This window comes from Cutibacterium sp. LaCa_255 (assembly GCF_057458005.1).
This window is the reverse complement of sequence record NZ_CP190956.1, coordinates 700,855-722,481: the sequence shown is the minus strand read 5'-3', so window position 1 is coordinate 722,481 and position 21,627 is coordinate 700,855. Positions and strand designations below refer to the sequence as shown.

The 21,627-nt window shown below is 60.9% G+C and carries 2 protein-coding genes; both read right to left on the bottom strand.

Features of this window, described 5'->3' with window-relative positions:
- Positions 1–20 precede the first annotated feature (20 nt).
- Positions 21–11,012: an SDR family NAD(P)-dependent oxidoreductase gene (locus tag ACP8ML_RS03160; RefSeq protein ID WP_117189358.1), complete on the bottom strand. Its 10,992-nt coding sequence runs from the start codon at positions 11,010–11,012 to the stop codon at positions 21–23.
- Positions 11,013–11,014: 2 nt separating this feature from the next.
- Positions 11,015–21,616 carry a beta-ketoacyl synthase N-terminal-like domain-containing protein gene (locus tag ACP8ML_RS03155; protein WP_486703028.1) on the bottom strand — a complete coding sequence of 3,534 codons (10,602 nt, stop codon included), beginning with the start codon at positions 21,614–21,616 and terminating at the stop codon, positions 11,015–11,017.
- Positions 21,617–21,627: the final 11 nt, after the last annotated feature.

The following is a 21,627-nucleotide window of genomic DNA, read 5'->3' as shown; positions in this document are numbered from 1 at the left end:
GAAAACAGCGAACAGTCTGATCAAACATGAGACGTCTCCTTCACCTCTCTCAGCGCGAGCCCATCGACTCGCACCAGCACATCGCCCGACTCGTTTGCCAGAGCAACGTCAGCAACAAATGCGGTGCTGGACGTGACACGCCTGCGCACGTGGGCATATATCTGGGCAGGAAGATCCATAGCGGCGAACCGCACGGAATCAGCCGCAAAAGGCAACCACAGACCGGGCTCGCGCCCCAGAAGGACACAACACTCAAATGCGGCATTGAGCATCGCTGCTAATGAAGGATGCCCATCGCCAGCCGTCGATCCGATAACCGCCAGCACCTCATCACTCGCGGCGCTACACGCCACCAGTTGCCGATACGACTGACCATGAGTGAGACCGAGCGCCTCAAGTCGACTGATCACAGCGTCGGCCGGTGCTGGGCTCCCACAGCGACGTCGCAAAGCATCAAGATCGATGCGTTCCAAAGAAGGCGATTCATCATCTAGGTCAGCAATTGCCGACGCTGCCACCGTCGCCCCAAAGCGCACGTCAACAGCGAGGCCGTCTACCTCCGGAACCAGAGATGTCTGCAATGTCACCGGTTCCGCCAAACTCACCAACGATGACCACGCCACATGAGTGAACCGCGTAACAGGGGCCTCGAGACCAAGCCCTGTTGCTACCGCCATCAGTTCAAGAGAGGCCGCACCCGCAAGCACTGGGACACCTTGGACACGATGGTCAGCGACAACCGGTGTGTCGGGTCCGAAGTCACTCTCGTAACACTGGGTGAACATCGAGGACACATTGCGATGAACGAGGGCATGAACTGGCACAAGCGTGACTTCCTGTGCCGCTTGCACCTGTGTCCACGGCTCAGGACGCCAATGCCGACGACGCGCGAACGGGTAACCAGGAAGTGAGATTCGCCGACGCTGCGGATCAAATTGCCACGCAACTGACTCGCCAGCCAACCACGCCTGGCCTTCCAAGGAGACGGGCTGAGATGACGAGGTCGATCCCCTTGACACGGAGGCGAGAGCGCACTCCAGCTCCTGCTGGTCGTGTGCAACGAGCAAGACACGGTGTTCCAAAGGCATCCGTCCCACTTGATAGGTGTAAGCCACGTCGGCAAGTTCAGTCGAAGTCAGTTGCTTGCCTCGCAACCACTCCTGCAATTGCCGGGCAATAGCAGCCAGATCGCCCGGGCGACAAGCCGATAGAGGCAGCTCGACGACGTCACAGTTTGGAGAATACTCCTCTTGGACAACCGGGGCTGAGGTCAAAATCACATGAGCATTGGATCCGCCCGCGCCAAAAGCAGAGACACCTGCCACCCGACGGCGGTTCGACGGCCAAGGACGGAGCTCGCGCACCACCTCCATGCCCACAGACTCCCACTCAATGTCTGGGTTGAGTTCGTCTGCATGGATGCTGGGGACGAGAGTCTCGTGCTGCATCTGGAGTAGCACCTTGGTCACCGAAGCCATACCAGCCGCGCTCTCACAGTGACCGATGTTCGACTTCACCGAACCCACGAGGCAGGGCTGGGAACGCTCCGCGCCGAGCGCGCGGAATAGAGCATCGATTTCCAGCGGATCGCCCAACCTGGTGCCCGTTCCATGAGCCTCGACGTAGTCCACATCGGCGCCGCTCAACCCTGCCTGAAGCAACGCCTCATTCACAACATGGGCTTGTGCCGCGGGTCGAGGAACCGTGAATCCATTGCTCCGACCGCCATGCCCCAGTGAGGTAGCCGCAACCACCCCATAAACGTGATCGCCATCAGCAAGGGCTTGGGCAAGCGGCTTGACGACGAGGACTCCAACGCCTTCTGACGGCACATACCCTGCAGCATCGGCAGAGAAAGCCTTACAACGACCGTGAGGACTCGTGAAACCGCTGGCTCTGAGCAAGCGGAACTTGTTGGGATGCACCGACAAATTGACGCCGCCCACCAGAGCCACCTCACAATCCCCGCGTCGCAGCGCTTGACACGCCACATGCAGGGCAGTGAGTGAAGACGAACACATGCTGTCCACCGTCATGCTGGGGCCACCGAAACCGTAGGTGTACGAGATGCGGTTGGAGAGGGCGGCAGGCACACCATTCAGCGCATAGCCGTTCGAGCCCATTTGTGACTGGGCACCGTACAACTGATATTCGGAGTACATCGCCCCGACATAGACCCCTACTGCCAACGAACCGTCAGCCTGACGTCCAGCCAGGTTGTCCGGGCGATGACCAGAATCCTCGATTGCATGATGGGCGCACTCAAGCAAGATCCGCTCCTGAGGATCCATCACCTCGGCTTCGGAGGGTGCTACTGCAAAGAAGCGATCGTCGAAGCAATCCGCATCCTCCAACATCCCCGCCCAGCCGAGACCGAAATCATCCGGGTACACGGGAGCGCCCCACTGCTGCCAACGCGAAGATGGGATGCGGTCAATGCTATCGCGACCGTGCCACAGGTTGTCCCAGAATTCAGCCACATTGGAGGCCTTCGGATAACGCCCAGCCATGCCTACAATCGCAAATTGCTCAGGGCTAGTGGATTCTCCGGTCTGGCGGCTGTCCGTCGCCTCTACGACGACTCCTGAGGCGACGGTCACCGCGGACACTTCCATAGGAGTGGAGGACGTGTCTGGCTGGATTGCGGCGCTACCTACCAGGGAGGCGCTCCCTTCGGGATGAGAAACCATGAGATGCTGCGCAAGCTCTCGCAGGGATCGGCTGTCGAAGAAGACGCTCTTTGACACCCGCCCCATCGTGGGGCGGAGCCGCTCAGCGAAATCGATAATCACGACCGAGTCCACACCGTAGGCTTCCAACGGCTCATCAAGATCGAGACGGCGGCGATCCACGCGAATAAGGTCAGCCAGGATGTCGCGTAACTTCTCCGCCAGGTCATCGCTGCTGATGCTGTCGCGAGCACCCATCACTAGTTGCTCGTTTGCTACCCCTTGATTGCCCGACTCAGTTTCCTGTGGATCGTCGCCGTTGCGACGAGCTCGTGCAACGAATGACCGAATCCGAGTTGGATCGCCGATCAGGGGCAGAACCCGAGCGGGGCTCTGAAGACGAAGGGCATGGAAAAGGTCGAGCGCAGTCTCTGTTGGCAGCGGAACTAACCCTGTTTGCGCTGTCATACGGGCCGCTGCTGCTGGCGCCAATCCCATGCCTGCATGAGCCCAGAGCGGCCAGCCAACAGACACCGAATGACCGCGCGCCTCTCCCCGCCGAACAGCTGCTGCCCGCCACAAGGCGAAGGAGTCTTCGAAACCATTCGCGGCTGCGTAGTCTGCCTGCCCCGGGTTTGCGATGCTGGCAGCCAGCGAGGAGCACAACATGAAACTGCGGAGCGGCTGATCTGCGACGGCGTCGTGGAGCGCAAGCGTGCCCAGCACCTTGGGCGCCAATACTTTCTGTATCGTTTCCTCGGACTTAGCAGCGTGAAGACCGTCGTGTACCACGCCCGCAGCATGGATGACATCGGTGACCGCGCCATGTTCGGCGCTCACGCGGACGACGAGGGCACGCACGGCAGCCGCATCGGTGATGTCAACGGACTCGTAGGTACAGACAACACCACCCCCAGTGAGTCGGCCGGTGAACTCTTCAATGTCAGGAGAAGAATTGCGCCGTCCGAGCAGGATTAACCGGACGATAGAGCCGTGGCGACGCGCACGGAACGCGAGATCCTCAGCGATGAGCCGTCCAACTCCGCCCGCGCCCCCAGAGATAAGCCACACGCCATCAACGGCCACATCAGGGGCTACCGGGCGTACGAACTCGCTCAGCGATTCCACCTCCCGGGCGTGCTCTGTCCGCCGCACCACCTGATCTGGTCTCTGGACACGGGCCTCCTCTCGCGACCAGGCTGCGATCACGGCCGGATCGGTTGCAGGCGGGCACAACATCAGCTGCGCGTCGAAACCCTCTTCAGCAGCAACTGTCCGCAAGAGCGGGAACAGCCCTGCCAACATGGAGTCCTCGCTCACCACCAATTGAACGAGCGTGTCGCCGTTTCTGCCGTCCGCTTCACGCAACACCCGAGTAACCTGCGTTGCCGCAGTCATGAACTCGGTATCGCGAGCGCTTCCCGTATAAAGGAGTGTGGCATCTACCTCGGGGGTCTCATAACACAATTCTTCATATGTCGTGAACAGGATTCGGTGGGGCGGGTTGTCGGTGCCACTGTGATCGGGCATCGAGACCGATTGCCAGGTTGGAACGAGCAGCACCACTTCAGGCCGCTCCACCGCATCAACTGCATGGAACCGGACACCGAGCATGTTCACCAAGATCTCACCCTGATCGTTACACACCGCGATATCCACGCCGCTCTCGTCAGTCGGCGTGTTGGCCGCTGCTGTCGAGACCACTGTGACGGAGTCAGGCAGTGTGTCGGCCAAGATCTCCACTCGCTGGATCGCGAACGGAAGTTTCTGACCCGCGCAGCCATCTTCTGACTGCTGGAGGAAAGCCCACGTAGATTGCAGCGCGCCGTCGATCATGGCAGGGTCCAAGAGGGTTCCCTCGAGCACCACGTTGCGACGGACCGTAGCTACAGATTCGGTGGCATTAACCTGAACTGAGCGAACAGTCCGCAGGGTCGCCCCGTACTCCAAGCCAGCCTCAACTAGGGCACTATACAGTTCCTCGACGGGGATCGTCCGGCGTTCCCCCGGACTCAAGACCGCCGCGCAGACCGCTCGGTTGTTGTGCAGCTCCGGCTCGACCATCGCGTCGCAGTATTCGACCTCGTTTTGATCGTGTGCGCTCGTGATGCGGATATGTGCGCGATCCCCCCTAGGCTCCACATGGATAGTGAGATCGGTGGCTTCTGCCGCAGGGCAAGGTCGGCTAAACACTATTCCTGACAGCGTGACCGGTTGAGAGAAGGACAGGCAACCTGCAGCGTGCAGCATTTCGATCATGACTGCACCAGGCAAGATCGCAGTCCCAGAAACCAGATGATCGCGCAATAGCGGCTCACGCGGGTCGAGGTGCGTCCGGAAAGCCACCCCTTCGAGGGTGGAACAGTTCTCGTGGACCAGAGGATGCAATCGCGCGCTCGCCTCCTTCGGCGGGGTCACCCAACATGTCTCGCGAGAAAATGGATAGCCGGGCAGACTGACGCGGCGCGGACGATCGCCCTGCCACATCGCGGACCAGTCAATCGCCAACCCTTCCACCCATCGACGCGCAATCTGGTGAAGATCGCCCTCAGCCAGGAGAGCCAGCGCTTCATCAGGAGCCGACGGATCGCGCTCCAGAGAGGACTGGGCGCGGGCAGCCCGACCTGTCATCACTTGTGAGGGCATTCCGGAACGGAAAGCGACGAGTTGCGAGACGGCATCGGCTAGGTCGGCTGTGACGATGGCGCAGCGCTGAGGGAGGGCCTCTCGTCCGGTCTGGAGGGTAAACGCCACATCACTGAGGCGCAGATCCGGAGTCTTCTGGGCAGCGTTGACGAACTCGTCGATTACGTTCTCAAGCCGCTCCTCATCGCGAGCAGACAGGACCACCACCATCGGGTGGGCTGGTTCTCCACCACGCGGAGTTCCCTCTGGCGCTTCTTCGACCACGAGGTGAGCGTTTGCGCCGCCCGCACCAAAGCTACTAATGCCAGCACGGAGCGGCATCGGGGCATCCCAGGGCTTTTCCGAACGAACGACCTCCACGTGTGCCTGTTCAAAGTCGATGTACGAGTTCAACGGGTCAGCGTGCAGGGAAGGGACGAGCGTACGATGGCGCATCTGCAGCAACACTTTGACCAAGCTCGCCACACCCGCGGCAGATTCACAATGGCCGATATTGCTCTTCACAGAACCGACCAAACACGGCTGCGCCAAATGGGAGGGGCCGAAGACCTCCGCAAGCCCTCGGACCTCGATCGGATCTCCTAGCTCCGTGCCCGTGCCATGTGCCTCCACGTATGAGACAGTGCCGGGATCAACATGACCGTCGGCGAGAGCCGCTCGTATCACATCAGCTTGCGCAGCAGTGCTGGGAACAGTGAAACCGCCGGCATGACCACCCGCGTTGATAGCGCTCCCGCGGATGACTCCCCAAATATGGTCACCATCGTCGATCGCCGATGCGAGGGGCTTGAGAAGAAAAGCTCCCACACCCTCACCTGGCACATAGCCAGTTCCACCCTGGCCAAAGGCACGGCACCGACCGTCCAGCGAAGCAAACTTGCCCTGTGACAACAGCACCAACTTGTCAGGATGGATGGTCAGATTCACCCCGCCAGCGAGTGCAAGATCTGACTCACCCGAACGGATGCTGTTGATCGCCAGGTGAAGCGCCGTCAGTGACGATGAACACATCGTGTCGAGAGCGATCGTCGGGCCGTGCAAATCCAGGGCATGGGAAACTCGATTCGCGATCGCGGCAAAGGACGACGGCACAGGCACGCTGTGACCATCGATGGATCCGCGAAGCAGGCCATAGTGGCCATACATCACGCCGACGAAGACACCCACCTTCTCTCGAGAGAGCGCTTTACGGGTATATCCGGCGTCCTCACACGCGTGCCAACATTCCTGGAGGAAGAGGCGTGCCTGGGGATCCATAAAGTCCGCCTCAGCCGGTGAAATACCGAAGAACAAAGGGTCAAACTTGTCGACGTCGTTGATGAATCCGCCCCAGCGTGCCGGGGTCTTGCCAGGCTCACCGGGCTTTCCCGTGTAGCGGCGATGATCCCACCGTCCGGAGGGGATCTCAGTGATGCAGTCCCGGCCCTGACGCAGGCTGTTCCAGAACTCATCCAGCGAATCACCGCCCGGGAAGCGACCGCTCATGCCGATGATGGCGATATCGCGTGTCTGGGGACCCACCTGTCCTTCGTCGATTCGATCAGAGCAGCGAACCGGTGTCACGGCGCTGACAGCGGGGCCAGCAAGCGGGATGTTCGCGGCGACACTCTCTTCCAACTCGCCGCACACGGCCGGATACTTCGTGGCCAGGGTATAGGCCAACTCTTCGATCGTGACGTGCTCAAAGAACAGAGTCTTGGGAAGAGACCCAAAACGCGTCTCCAGCTTCCTGGTGACCGTCATGATGACGATGGAATCCAGCCCTAGATCCTCGAAAGAGTCGTCCAGGCGCACCCTCTCTTCGGGGGTGCCGGTACCCTCACAAATCGCCTCGCGTATCATCTGGGCGGCCGCAACGGCGAGGGCATGCCCCTGAACGGCAACGGTCTGTTCCAAAGCCGAGGGCTGATCTTGGCCGGAGATAAGCGCTTTCCGCATTCCTCCGGCAGAGCCCACCCCACACGCAATCGCAGGTTGCCCCGTCGCAATGAGGGACGGAAAGAGACCGACGCCGATAGCACGGGGCAGCGGGATCATGCCCAGATCGCGCTTCAGCGCAGCGATGGCCTCATCGCTGATCCGCATTCCGCCGTCGGCCCAATACGGCCACGCGATGCTGACCGACTGGCCATGACGCTCGCCAGCTCTCCGCAACTTCTCACGGTGGTGTACCGCACCGTCGACGTAAGCGTTCGCCGCGCAATAGGCAGCCTGCCCAGGGTTACCGATCCAGGCCGACAGCGAAGAGCAGACGGTGAAGTGGCGCAGCGGTTCGTCTGCGAGAATCTCATCGAGCACCTCGAAACCCACAGCCTTGGGCCCCCACACCGCTGAAAGCTGCTCGGCCGTTATCCCACGCAGCATCGAGTCTGAAAGCACGGCTGCCGCGTGGTAGACGGCATCAAGCGCACCCCACCGCTCATGGATCTCGGCGACGGCGCAAGACACGTCCTCTCGCGACGTCACGTCTCCTCGTAGATAGAGGACGCGATCGGGCGCGGCACTCGCCCACGACGGCAACTGCGCGGGCTCTCCTGAACGCGAGAGAATCGCCGCACGACCGCCAGCCTCAACGACTGCTGCAGCGATCAGCGCACCGACTCCGCTCGAGCCGCCAACCACCAGTGCGGTCTCGGCTCCCCACTCGCTCTCCGGGATCTCAGACTCTGCAAACTCGGCCACCTGTCGGAGGCCGTCGCGCACGCACACCTGGATGTCGTCGGCCGCAATCTCCGCCGCGACAGCCGCGGGAGCTTCATCGAGATTCGTCACGGAGAGCAGCGTCGTCTTCATCGACGTCTCAAGTCGCACAGTCTTGAGATAACCCGAAACGGCGGCGGCAGTCGCACTCGTACCACCGCTGGTGTCCACGACAATGAGGCGACGCGTGGCCTCGCGATCAGCCAGAAGCGACATGAGGGTGGTGTGACACAGCCCGACGGTTTCCAAAGCGTCGCTGGCGTTCTCTTCTCGTGTCGGCAGTACCCAGCACGCTCCGTCACAATCAGTGGGGGTTCCGAGGTCTACTGCTCCGGTCCACAACGCTGAGTCGAAGTCTTGATTGAGAAGAGCCACGCGAGTTCGGGTAGACGCGAAGAGCGGCCGGTCTCGCCACGTCATGACGAATGCCATCTTGTCGAAGTCACGCCCGTCTAAGGCCGCGAACGTAAGGCCTTGGGTCGCCAACAGGAGTTCGCCACCCTCACCGATGATGTCGACGTTGAAACTGGCGCTGTCCTGAGAAGAGCGGGCGACATACACGCGACGGGCCCGATCCGGGCTTCCCCACACGTCGATGCGATCGGCTGTCAGAGGCACATAGGAGTGATCTACCGGTAGGAGCGGCCCCACCGCCTGCCATGCCGAATCCAGGATGCCGGCCCAGTCCGCCTCGCCTGTGACAGCCAGGTTTCCTATCGCAGCGTCGTCAGTCACACGAACATCGCGAAGCAACCCGAACCTGGGCCCATATTCCACTCCTGGCGCAACTCCTCTTAACGCTGGGACAGAGAATGTGTTCTCAGCGGGCACAAGGGATTGGAACGGCTCGCGCCACGATGTCCTCCTCGCACTCACACAAGTGCCGTCATCAGTAGCGATCGTCAGCGCCCCGGCTCCATCCTGAGTGAGACGCAATGTCAGCGGCTGACCGGAACTCGTGAGGGGATGTGACCACACGATGTCCGAGAGCGCAGTGTGCTTACCCTGCTGCGCAAGCCATTGCCACAGCAACTCCGCCGACGCAGCGCCTGGCAACACACCGACACCGTTGATGCGATGCTCCCGCAAGCGCCAATCGTCTGTCTCGAGGCGGATCACATGCGTCGTCTCCGCCGGTCCCCCACGGTGCTTGCCACCAGGCTCAAACCACAGGGGCACTTGTTCAAAGGGGTAGGGGGGGAGGGAGACGGTCCGACCCTCTTGAGTTTGCTCGAACCTGTCCCACGCAAGAGTTTGTCCATCCACCCACGCTGAGGCCAGCTCACCAAGCGTGGAAGTCTCACTGCTATCATCGCGACGAGCACGCGTCGCACGGCCTCGATGCCACCCGGAAGAATCGCCAACGGCGAATCCGTGCAAGAGTCGGATGGCATCCTGACGATCCGAGGCAACCGTTGCAGCGCGCTCCGGCAGCGCATCCCGTCCTCGCTGCAAGGTAAGGGCCACGTCGCGAAGGTCTAAAGAGGCGTCGCGCTCCAACGCCTCAGCGAGAACCCTTGCCATCTCGCGCAGCTGGCTCTCTTGATGAGCCGACAAGACCAGCAGTGCGGAATCCGCCATTGGCTCTCGCCTTATTGACTTCGGCACATATTCCTCTACCACTGCGTGCGCATTAGTGCCGCTAAAACCGAAAGAACTCACAGCGGCACGGCGCGGCCCGTCTGAAAGCCATGGACGCCGCTCGGTGCCCACGACAAATGGCGACTGAGCAAAATCAAAATGATGGTTCAGCGTGCCGGCGTGCAGCGTCGGCACAAATTCGCCATGCTGCATGCACAAGACGATCTTCTGCAGCGACGCCATGCCCGCTGCAGCCGATGTGTGCCCCACATTGGACTTTACAGAGCCGATGGTGCAGAACCCAGTGTCTGACGTCCACGTGCGGAAAGCTCCAGCAAGAGCTTCCAGCTCGATCGGATCACCGAGCACCGTGCCGGTGCCGTGCATTTCCGCATAGGTGATGCCCCGTGGATCAATCTGACCCCGTTCGTAAATTTCCTGCACGAGCGCTCGCTGGGATGCCAGATTCGGCGCAGTGATCCCGTTGGTGCGCCCATCCTGATTGATCCCGCTACCAAGGATGACTGCATGAATGTGGTCTCCATCAGCCTCGGCGTCTGCAAGGCGCCGCAAGACGACGGCACCAGCTCCTTCACCCGGAACAAAACCGTCGGCATCGTCTGAGAAAGCACGGCAGGCACCCGTCGGCGAGAGCATGCCTGCCGCCGCCATATCAGCGAGTCCGTCAACCGAGAGGTACGTGGCCGCCCCGCCGACCACAGCCATGTCGATCTCCCCAGCCCGTAAAGCAGCTACTGCAAGGTGGAGTGCCACCAGTGACGACGAGCAAGCTGTGTCGAGTGTGAGCGCCGGGCCCTTGAGATCATAAAAGTAGGAAACACGGCCTGCCGCGATCGCATTGCTGGAACTCGTGACAGTAGCCCCAGTGGAGCCCTCTCGATCAGCCAAGATCAGATAGTCACCGTTGGCTAGCCCCAGATACACGCCACAGCGCCTGCCCGAGACTCGAGCTCGGGAATACCCTGCGTCTTGAAGCGCCCGAGCGCCTTCTTGCATGAAGAGGCGATGCTGGGGATCAATCGCTCTGGCCTCGGCATACGGCACCTGGAAGTAGGCCGGATCAAAAGCATCAACATCATCGAGATAGCCGATGCGCGGTGTGGCCACCTCATCTACACTCGCGCCAGCAAAGCGCGCGGGCAAGGCGCGTACCCCATCACGCCCGTTGGCGATGAGATCCCAATACTCCTCCAGATTGGCGGCGCTCGCATAGCGCCCAGACATGCCGATGATGGCAATGCTGTCCGACCGCGTCACGGAGTTAACAGATGTCTCATACTCTTCCTGCTGAGTAGGGACGGAATCGAGTTGCTGCAGCAGCAGGCGCGCCTGCTGCGGATCGATTCGATGCTCACGCAACGCTGCGAGAACGTCAGCTCGAGAGGTGAGGTTCATGCTCACTTCTCCTCGTTGGAAATCAGCCCGGCCGCCTCGTCTGGGGCCACATTGCCGTCGTAGACCTGCTGGAGCAGCAGGTCTAGGTCATCAGGCACGGATTGCTCCCCCGGATCGCTGTGCCTGCTGGCCGCGGACATCTCCTGGGCGACCATCACGGCGAATGTGTCCATCGTCGGGAATTCGTACAGCTTCGTGGTCGAGAGCTTGAGACCCAATTCAGTGTTGATCGCACGCATCCATTCGACACCGACAATGGAATCAAGCCCTTGTTCCATGAAGCTTCGGTCAAGTTCCACCTCGTCAGGTTCCACAAATAGTTCGCGGGCCAGGCTAGCGACGAGTCGATCCACGATGTCGGCAGCCTGCACGGCAGGGGCCCCAACGACTGGGGCATCGGCGGCATGGGTCTGCTGTACTGTCGCCGCTGGAACGGCGTCTGAGGGCAAGAGGGGGGCGGGCGTCACCGGCTCGGTCACAGACACAACCTCTGTCGCCCCGTCCTGAGCCAGATCGGGCAAGGTAACCTTCGTCTCAACCACAGGACCGGCAGAGTCCACCTCGCGAATCACGTCGACCGGGTCAGAGAGCGCGGTCTGAGTCGGCGCAGACTGGAACTGCGGCTGCGGTTCAGTCTGGGTAACCGACTGGAATTCAGGAGAGGTGGCGACGCCGGGCCCACGCCAGTAGACCTTAGGCTCGAAGCAGTAACCCGGCAGCGACAGCAGAGGCGCGTCGCCGAAGGTACCCACGGGAATGTCATAGCCCTGGCAATAGAGCTCGCCCACACTGCGCAGCGCATCATCGACCTGCTCCGGGTTGCCCTGGCCAATCATGCCAACCTGCTGTGCCACGAAGCTGCTGAGGCTTGCGACGCTGTGCGTGCCACGCGCGACCGTGCCGAGAAACACACGGGAGCTCTGCCGCCCCTGCGCTGCTGCCGCCAACGAATCGATAGCGCCGTCTATGTCAGCGACGACCAACGCAGCCCGATGGGTGAGATGTTGACGGCCCTCAGCGAGCGTGCGTGCAATCCCCTGCAGAGGGGTTTCACGATGATCTTGCAGCCAGTTTGCTAACACACTCAACTGCCGACTCAGAGCAGCCTCATCGCTGCCTGAGACCACGAGCAAGGTTGGCGTCGCGGTTCCGGCAGCCGTCGGCTTGGGATCGCCTTGTTCCAGGATCACGTGGACATTCGTGCCGCTAAAGCCAAAGGCACTCGTGGCAGATCGCCTCAGCGCCGCTCCCTGCGGCCAGGAGGTGAGCTCACGATTCAACCAGAAGGGAGTTGTTTCCCATGCCACGTGATCGCTCGGATGCCCACACGACAGGCTGGGCGGGATCGAGCCGTGCTCCATAGCTGCCATAGCAACGATCAGGTTGATCAACCCAGCAGTTGCCTGTGCGTGACCAACCGTCGGCTTCACCGACATTAGAGCGATGCTCTGCTGCGAGGCATCTGCATACGCATTCGCCAGGGCGCTCACTTCGATCGGATCGCCGAGGGGCGTGCCCGTGCCATGGCCAATCACCAAGCCAATCGAGTCGGTCGTCACATCAGCATTGGCAAGAGCGCGACGAATCACTTCCTCCTGGGCATGACCGCTGGGAGCGGTGATGCTCTGACTCCGACCGTCATAGTTCATAGCACTGGACAGAAGCCTCGCCCGGACACGGCGGCCTTGACCACGGGCCTTGCTCTCCCGCTGGAGGACGATCACGGCCACGGCCTCCCCCGGCACCATTCCATCAGCCTCGCCGTCGTAGGCGCGGCACACGCCCGTAGATGAGAGCATGCCCGCGTCTGCCATGGCGTCGTAGACCTTAGAATCGCTGATGATATTGGCGGCGGCGACGATGGCGGTATCGCAATCTCCCGTCTCCAGTCCGAGGCGTGCCTGATGGAGCGCTGCCAAACCCGATGAACAAGCGGTATTGATAGCCATGCATGGTCCTGAGAGATTCAGGAAGTAGCTGATCCGAGCTGCCAGCACAGAGTTCGCGTTCGAAGTAACGCTGGCGCTCTCCAACAGGCCAAGATAATCGCCTTCCTCAATACCGACGTACACGCCGACACGTTCGTGATGGAGTTCTTCGTCAGTCAGAGCCGCATCTTCGATCGCATGCCACATCTCTTGCATGAGTAGTCGCTGACGCGGGTCCATCTGGAATGCCTCACGCGGCGCAATGTCAAAGAACCGCGCATCAAATTCGCCAACCCCCTCAAGCGTGCCCATCCATCGAGTCGCGGTATCGGCATGAAATTCTGCTCGTTCGCTCGGGACAGTATCAATCGCTGAGTGGCCCGATGCCATCAGCTCCCACAGCGCGTCGACATCACGGGCTTTGGGAAAACGTCCCGCCAGTCCCACCACAGCCACAGCGTCACGACGAGTGGTATCCCGCTCAGGAACTGAGAGTCCCGACTTGGCATGAACCGTCACAGCCTGGAAGGAATCAAGCGCCACCGCAGTCGGAGCGGCACTGTCTTCCGGTCCCTGGAAGAGGCGCTGCATTTCCTCGGCGTGATGAGCCAGAATGTGCGTGACAAGGGCATCAATAGTTGTCGCGCGGTAGAAGTCAGTGGGAAGGATGGGGACGCCGAGGTTCTCCTCCAAGTTGCCAGCCAGTTCCACCTGTAGCATCGAATCCATCCCGTAGGCCTGCAATGACGCCGTGGTATCGATCGCCGAAGCTTCCAATCGCACGACAGCCGCAACCTCACGACGCACAGCGTCGCTCACCCGATCGGCCAGGGACCAACCCGCCATCTTCGGCTGCCAACCAACTCCAACCGGAGCTTGGGAAGTGACGGTGCCAGCCTGCGAAGTGGACTGCGACATCGGCTGGAAAGGAGAGTGAAGTGCCTGCGGCCGGCTCGGCCAGAACGGCTCGCGTTCAAACGGGTACCCAGGCAGGGATACCGTCATGCCAAGTGCCGGCATCGGCGCCGGACAGGCACCCTCGAGATATCGCTGCGCAATGCTCTCTGCAGAGGCAGCCGCGCCGGGACCATTCAGCCCCGCAGCGAGACGGCTCATCTCCGATGAAGCCTCCGCCCGCAAGGCGTCACGCGTGAGCACGCGCCGCGTCGGGCCACCGTCCACGTCAACAACAGCTGCGCGCATCGCCTTCGCAGCCTCCTCGACGGACGAGACGACGGCAGCGAACCGATGTTCGTGATGATGGCGGCCCTCGGCCGCGGTCCGGACTAGAGCGGGCAAATCAGGCGCTTGCTCGCTCGCACACAGTCGAGCCAGGTCGAGGAGACGCTCGTCAAGCGCCCGTGCGGTCTTAGCCGAGACGAGAAGGGGCAAGGAGGCATTCATGTGAGACTCCGGATGAGAAGTATGAGAATGAGTGGGTTCGCGAACGACGACGTGGGCGTTAGTGCCGCTGATACCGAAGGCGCTGACAGCGCCACACCGAGGATGGTTCACGGGCGAGACCCAGGGACGGCTGGTCGAGCTGAGGTACACGGGGCTGCCCTGGAGCCGCAGATGGGGGTTGACGGGTTCGCAGGCTGGATTGCCCGGGAGAGTTTCGTGGCGCATCGCTTCCATCAAGACGATGAGACTGACCAAGCCGGACGCCGCCTGGCTATGTCCCACGACTGGCTTGACAGAGACCAGCGCACAACTGTTCTCACCAGAGCCGAGGGCTGTGTGTGCCGATGCGAGTGCGTTCGCTTCGATGGGGTCACCCAGCGTGGTGCCTGTTCCATGGGTAATCACTAAGTCGATTTCGTCCGGACCGATGGCAGCTGACGCGTACACTTCGGATTCCAACGCTCGTTGCGCTTCCCCGTTGGGGGCGGTCAGCCCGTTGGTCCTGCCGTCATAGTTGATACCGCTGGCCACAATGACGCCGTATTCGCGACGACCTGTTTGGACCGCCCACGATTCCCTCGTCAGCACGACGGCCGCCACGGCTTCGCCAGCCACCATGCCGTCAGCGTTCGCGCTGAAGGCGGAACAGACTCCGGTGCGCGAAAGCATGCCAGCGCTGACCATCGCGTCATATGTCGCGGGATGAGCTAGGACGTTCACCGCACCGACAATGGCGAGATCGCACTCACCAGCTGTCAAGCTCGCCGCCGCTTGATGAAGAGCAACCAAGCCGGAAGAACATGCGGTATTAGTTGCGACCACAGGGCCGTGGAGATCAAGGAGATAACTCAATCGTGCTGCGAGCGCACCCGTGTGGTTGGAAGCCACCCGACGGTCTTCATTTTCAATGAACTGGTAGTCGCCATCTTCCACGCCGACAAAGACGCCCACGCGCGACTTCCTTAGCGCATCCGGGCCGATCGAAGCGTCCTCCAGCGCGTGCCACATCTCTTGCAGAAGCAGTCGAGCCCGAGGGTCCATGCCCACAGCTTCTCGCGGAGAAATCTCGAAGAACACGGGATCAAAACGCTCAATGTCGCTCAGGGCAGCCACGTGGCGTGGCGTCTTATCCCAACCGGGGCGCTGACCCGCAAGATCGACAATCTGCGACTCAGCTGCCAAGATTGACGACCACAGGACCTCTACATCATCGTTTTGCGCGGCTCGCACGGCACGACCGATGACGCATACATGATCCCGGTCCATCGCGGTGCTGTTTTCCCGCGTCGGCTGCGGGCGCGCCCCTGTTCCTGGGATCTGGTTTTCCCGGTATGGATCGGGCTCTGACACGTCCTGATCCTCCAATGGTGAAGTCATGCACTCGTCGGCAAGATAGATGGCGAGGCGTCGAGGTGTCGGGTGATTGAACATGCTGTCGGGGCTCACGTCACAACCCAGCTCGTCGCACAACGAATCTGCAAATTCGACGATCGTCACCGAGTCGAAACCCAAGTCTTGGAAGGAATCGTCAGGATCCTGCCTCGGCACCGGGATCTGTAGCACCTCTGCAATGCTCGCGTGACAAGCGTTCAATGCCCTATCTACCATGGCCTCACGACTCACCATCGATGGCGTCGATTCCGGCGAGACCGCCGTTGATACCATCGCGACGGGACGAGTCTGAGACATTGCGCTGACAGTGCCCCTCAGCTCCACGCCTGGATCTCCAAAGTCAAGCCAGTAGGGCTCTTCCTCGAACGGATAAGTTGGCAGGCTCAGGCGTCGGCCTTGAGAGACGATGCCATTCCATGTGCTGAACTCACCCGCCAACCACGCGTCGCGGAGTTTGGTTGGCGCCTCTGCCCCTCGCGCGACAAAAGTGGCAGGCCGGTGGAGATCAACATGCGAAATACCTTGCCCATCACTCACCGACGCCAGCCACGACCGGACATCCTCGAGATCAGCCACGACTGCGGCAGCACGCCAGGCGAACGCCTCTCGCCCCACCTGAAGTGTAAATGCGAGGGCATCAAGGTCATTCTCGGCAACGTCACCGCGGCGAAGAACCGTCAAGAGTCGAGCCGCCATCTGTCGCAGAGCAGCCTCGCTCTTGGCCGAGAGCACCACAACCTCAGGGCCAAAAGCGACAGCGTGATCGCGAGACGCTACATGTTCGGCGACGATGACATGGGCATTGGACCCACCAGCACCGAAGGCAGAAATTCCCGCCACCAACGGCTTGTGCTCGCTCATTCTTTTCCACGGTGCGGCGTGTTGAGGAACGTAGAAGCGCGATCCTTCAAGTTCGAGTAACGGGTTCAACTCAGAGCTGTGGAGCGACGGAACTACTGTCTTGTGCTTCATCTGCAGCAGCACCCGCGTGAGAGCGGCGATGCCGGCCGCGCCCTCGCAGTGACCGATGCTGGCCTTCATCGAGCCCACTGCACAAGCAGCTCCGTCACCGAAGCCCTTAAGGAGGCCCTTGACTTCGATCGGATCGCCTAGCTTCGTGCCCGTACCGTGGGCCTCCACATAAGTCACGTCCGCGGGATTTATGCCACTCTCTTCAATGGCCCCACGGATGACCTCAGCCTGAGCTACAGCGCTCGGTACTGTGAACCCCGTCGTCCGGCCGGCGTGATTGAGCTGGGATCCCTTCACGACGCCATAGATGTGATCCCTCGCCTCGACTGCCGCAGCGAGCGGCTTCAGCAAAATCGCACCGACGCCCTCACTCGGCACATACCCATCGGCATCTTTGCCGAACGCGTGGCAGCGCCCAGTCGGAGAAATAAAAGCGTTGGTGGCCAGCAGCAAGGACTTGTTGGGGTGAAGGGTGAGATTGACACCGCCTACGATCGCCTGACGACATTGGCCCGCCTGAATGGCACGGCATGCCTGATCCAACACTGTGAGCGACGAGGAGCACATTGTGTCTGTCGCCACGCTCGGGCCCTTGAGATTGAGGTGATAAGAAACCCGATTCGGGACTCCAGCTAGATTGCCTGCGACGGCGATAGATCTTCCACGCTGCTGCGCCTCAACACCGAAGAATTGGTACTCCATGGTCATCAATCCCACGAACACACCCGTCGATGCCGCTCCAGAAGCAGACAGATCGCCAGGTGTATAGCCAGCGTCCTGAATGGTTTCGTAAACGCACCTTAGGAACAGTCTTTCCTGAGGGTCCATCTCAGCCGCTTCACGAGGCGAGATGTTGAAGAAATAGGGATCGAAGTGATCAATATCGGTCAGGAAGCCACCGTCTTGAGGGACGAGGCGATCGTAGGCATCAGCCCAGCGGACATCGCCCATTGACCAGCGGCCATCGGGCAACGTGCCGACAGTGTCACGTCCGTGGAGTAGGTTCTCCCACAGTTCGGTGAGATTGTTGGCACCTGGGTAACGGCCGGCTATGCCAACGATCGCCATATCGAGCGGCCCATGGTCTGGCGTCGATGCAATCCTCTGGACCGAGTTGGGTACGCGGCGCTGACGGCGAGAGTGTCGTGGAGCCGAGGCTGCTGGACGCGCCTGGTTAACGTCGGGCAATGCAGGTGGGGCGTCGCAAACCTCGAGACGAAGCAGGTCAGCAACCGCCTCGGGGCGCTCACTCACGATCTCGCGAGCAAGCGAGATAAGCGTCTCATGCTCAAAAAAGAGAGTGCGCGGAAGCGACCCTAGGCGAGACTCAAGATCCTCGATCACATCGATCGAACTGATGGAATCCAATCCAAGCTGGTCCAAGCTGGCATTTGGGTCTAACCACTCAAAGGAGAGTTTGAGGTGCTCATGCAACGCATGTGTCACCACAGTCAGGACTGCCTGGACCGGGTCCTGCTCGGACGCTGGCGAATCAGCATGCGCGATCGGCATCGCAGCGAGTTGGTTGGTAGCCCTAGGCGCTGGGGCTCCGACGAGATCCACCATCGCCTCTTCAAAACGACCAGGCAGAGCACTCATGCACAATGTTTGGGGTAATTTCGACGCAAGGCTCGTGTGGAGGGCGTGAATACCGCTACTGGCGGGAATCGCAGCAAACCCGGTTTCACGGCCCAACTTCTCTAGCGTGGCGGCCGGCATGCTCATGCCGCCATCGGCCCACAGCGACCAATCAATGCTCACTGTGGTGCCATGCCGCTGTCCGCTCTCAACCAACGCCGCTCGCTTGTGTGCCCACGCGTCCATGAAACCGTTGGCAGCCGCGTAGTCTGTCTGTCCGGCGTTGCCTACCGCACCCGTGGTTGAGGCAAAGAGCACAAAGACATCCAAGGGGAGGTCTTTCGTCGCCTCATCCAGATTCACGCAGCCCCACACCTTCGGCGCTAAGACCGCGTGAAGGTCGTCGGTCGTCTTGGTGCGAAGTGATCCGTCACGGGTAGTTCCAGCACAATGGATGACTCCGACCAAGTCACGCTGCTTCGCAACAACGCGACGAACATCAACCTCATCGAGCAAGTCCATTTGCTCATAACTCACGCGCTCGCCCGCGTCCAGGTCCGCGAGCACTCCGTTGGATCGGTCCCCCGCAATGGAACGGCCCGTCAAAACGACCTGAGTGGCAGGGGCAGACAAGATGTCTCGAGTTACCAGAAGGCCCAATCCGCCGAGGCCCCCGGTCACGACGTATGTGCCCGGCTTCCACTCCCGCTCACGCTCAGGCAGTCGCTTCCACTGCATCCTGGCAATGTCGCCATCAGTGACACGGAGGTGGGTTTCCGGCTGCTCAATCCCGGCTTGTGTGGCCAACAGTCGTTCAAGATCATGAGCCGTGACCTGAGGGCCTACCTCGATCAGTTGGGGGATGATGCGCCGACTCTCTTGTCCGATCGAAGCCACCATTCCCACCAACCCGGCGCCGAGCCCGAGAGGGACCACTACCTGCAGTAACCGAGGGGTTGCAGGCTTAGACTCCATCAGGTCTTGGGCGAGTCTCAACAGGTTCTCGGCGACGAGAGTGAAACTCTCGGCTGTGTCGTCAAGGGCAGGCAGGGGGTGGAGCATGGCCCCCGCTCCGCTGACTGTTACACCGGACGCTGCCACATACCGACCACGTGCTGCGCTCAACTCACGTGTCTCTTCCAGAGGCTCCCACGAGGGGGCGAGCACGGCGGTGATCGTGGCATCGTTGTCATGCATGGACGCCGCGGACAGTACTGAACTAAATCCGCGTACTTCAAGAACGACGTTGCCATCCGTATCGAAAATTTCGATGTCGAACTTTTCCACGCGACTCCTACGACCGAGATGGGTGATGCGCGCCACCACATTTCGAGGCATGGGCATGAAGACCGTCACGCGATCCATGCGGAAGGGGCGGCTAGGCATCATTTGCTCCTCGCCCAGGGCGATTGTGGCCTGGAAAATCCCGTCTAGCACATCCGGGCGAATCAGTGCGTCATCCCACAGAGTGGTACTGCTACGAGCCGTGGCGATCGCCATCGAACCATCGACAATCACTTCATCGAGGGTGTGGTACCACTCGCCGTATCGGAGCCCCTCCTTCTCGAGCGCCGCCCGAATCTCAGCGCCACTGCGTCGCAGCCCACTCATGTTCGACACATTCACCACCGGCCTAGGGCGGTCGGACTCCTCCAGAATCATCGTCACGGCACTCTTCTCAGCCTCGTCAGTACCTGCGACGAGATCGAGGACGACGGCCCCGTCGTCACGCAGATCGGCGAAGACGAACGCATCAGTCGGTGCTGTGACGGAGAACGGTTGGGTGATCTCAAGATCAGTCAGTACCAGCGTTTGAGCGTGGGCATCGCTGCAGCTTAGAATCCTTGCCGCATCGCACAACACCGCCAGATGGCCTGCAGCCGGCAGGATCGGCACACCATGCGATAGATGATCGGCAACAAGGGGGTTGCTGGCATCCCATGTGGTTTGCGTCGCCAGTCCTTGTTGGAGACTGGACACGTTGAGCCCGGCCAGCCGTCCCCTCTCGACGGGCGCTTGTGCCGACACTTCGGAAGTAACCCAGTAGTGCTCCCGTTCAAAGGGATAGCCAGGCAACGATGCTGTCGGCGGAAGTTCCTCCCACAAACCGGCCAGTGGCGGCACATAGCCTTGCATATACGCATCGCCCAATACCTCGAGGGTCTCGAGCAGTTCGGCTCCGCGATAAGTCCGGCACGAATGCACGAGGTCTTCCAGCAAGCGCGCCTGAACCTTCTTTTCCTGGAAGTGTTGAGGCACCGTCGTGATGGGAAAAGTACCGTCCGCAACCGACTGGAGTGCACGGATCAAATCGTCACCAGTCGCGCCAATGACGGCAGCCCGATGCGGCAAATGTTGCCGTCCCAGCGCCAGGGTTCGGGCCACCGAGGGGAGAGTGTAATCCTGCGACTCCAAGGCTTGTGCCAGGTTGTGTGCCTGTCGGCGGACAGCCGCGTCAGTCATTCCTGACAGCAGAAATAGGTGGGAACTAGACTCAGCATCGTCATAACGGAGCTGATCGCACGACATCATCATCATGTGGACATTGGTGCCACTAACACCGAACGCGCTCACGCTCGCGATACGCGGCTGCTCGTTCCAGGGCCATGGCTCGCTCTGCGTCGGAACCCTCAGGGCACTTGCCGCCCAGTCGACATATTCGCTCGGCTGCTCGAAGTCCCGCGACGGGGGTACCGTCGCAGACCACAAGGCTCGGGCAGCAATCGTGGCGCTCACCAAGCCAGAGGCGGCCTGAGAGTGACCAACATTGGGCTTGGTTGAGATCAACGCAACAGGATCATTGCGACGGTTCGAGAATACCGCCTCCAGCGCTTTCACTTCCACCGAATCGCCAAGTGGCGTCCCAGTACCGTGCGCCACCACGAGGCCAACGGCGCGGGAATCCACACCAGAAGATCGCAGTACCTCACGGACTAGTTCAGTTTGGGCGGTTCCATTTGGCGCCGTGATGCCCTGTGTCTTTCCATCGTGGTTCACGCCGCTGGCAAGCAGCCGAGCGTAGACGCGTCGTCGCTGCTCCCGGGCCAGATCGGATCGTTGCAGCACCATGACAGTGACAGCCTCGCCCGTGACCATGCCGTCAGCGCGTCGATCGAATGCATGACAAACCCCAGTAGGCGAGAGCATCCCCGCGCTACGCATGGTCTCGATCGTCACAGCATGGGAAAGGATATTGGCCGCAGCGACGATAGCCATATCGCACTCACCGTTGACAATACTGAGGCGCGCCTCGTGTAAGGCCAACAGGCCAGAAGAGCATGCCGTGTTGATAGCCATCACAGGGCCGTGCAGGTCCAGGAAGTAGGCCAAACGTGCCGCCA

What these genes read in the sequence shown, in the direction of transcription:
- ACP8ML_RS03160 (WP_117189358.1), bottom strand. Translation starts at nt 11,012, where the DNA reads ATGAACCTCACCTCTCGAGCTGACGTTCTCGCAGCGTTGCGTGAGCAT.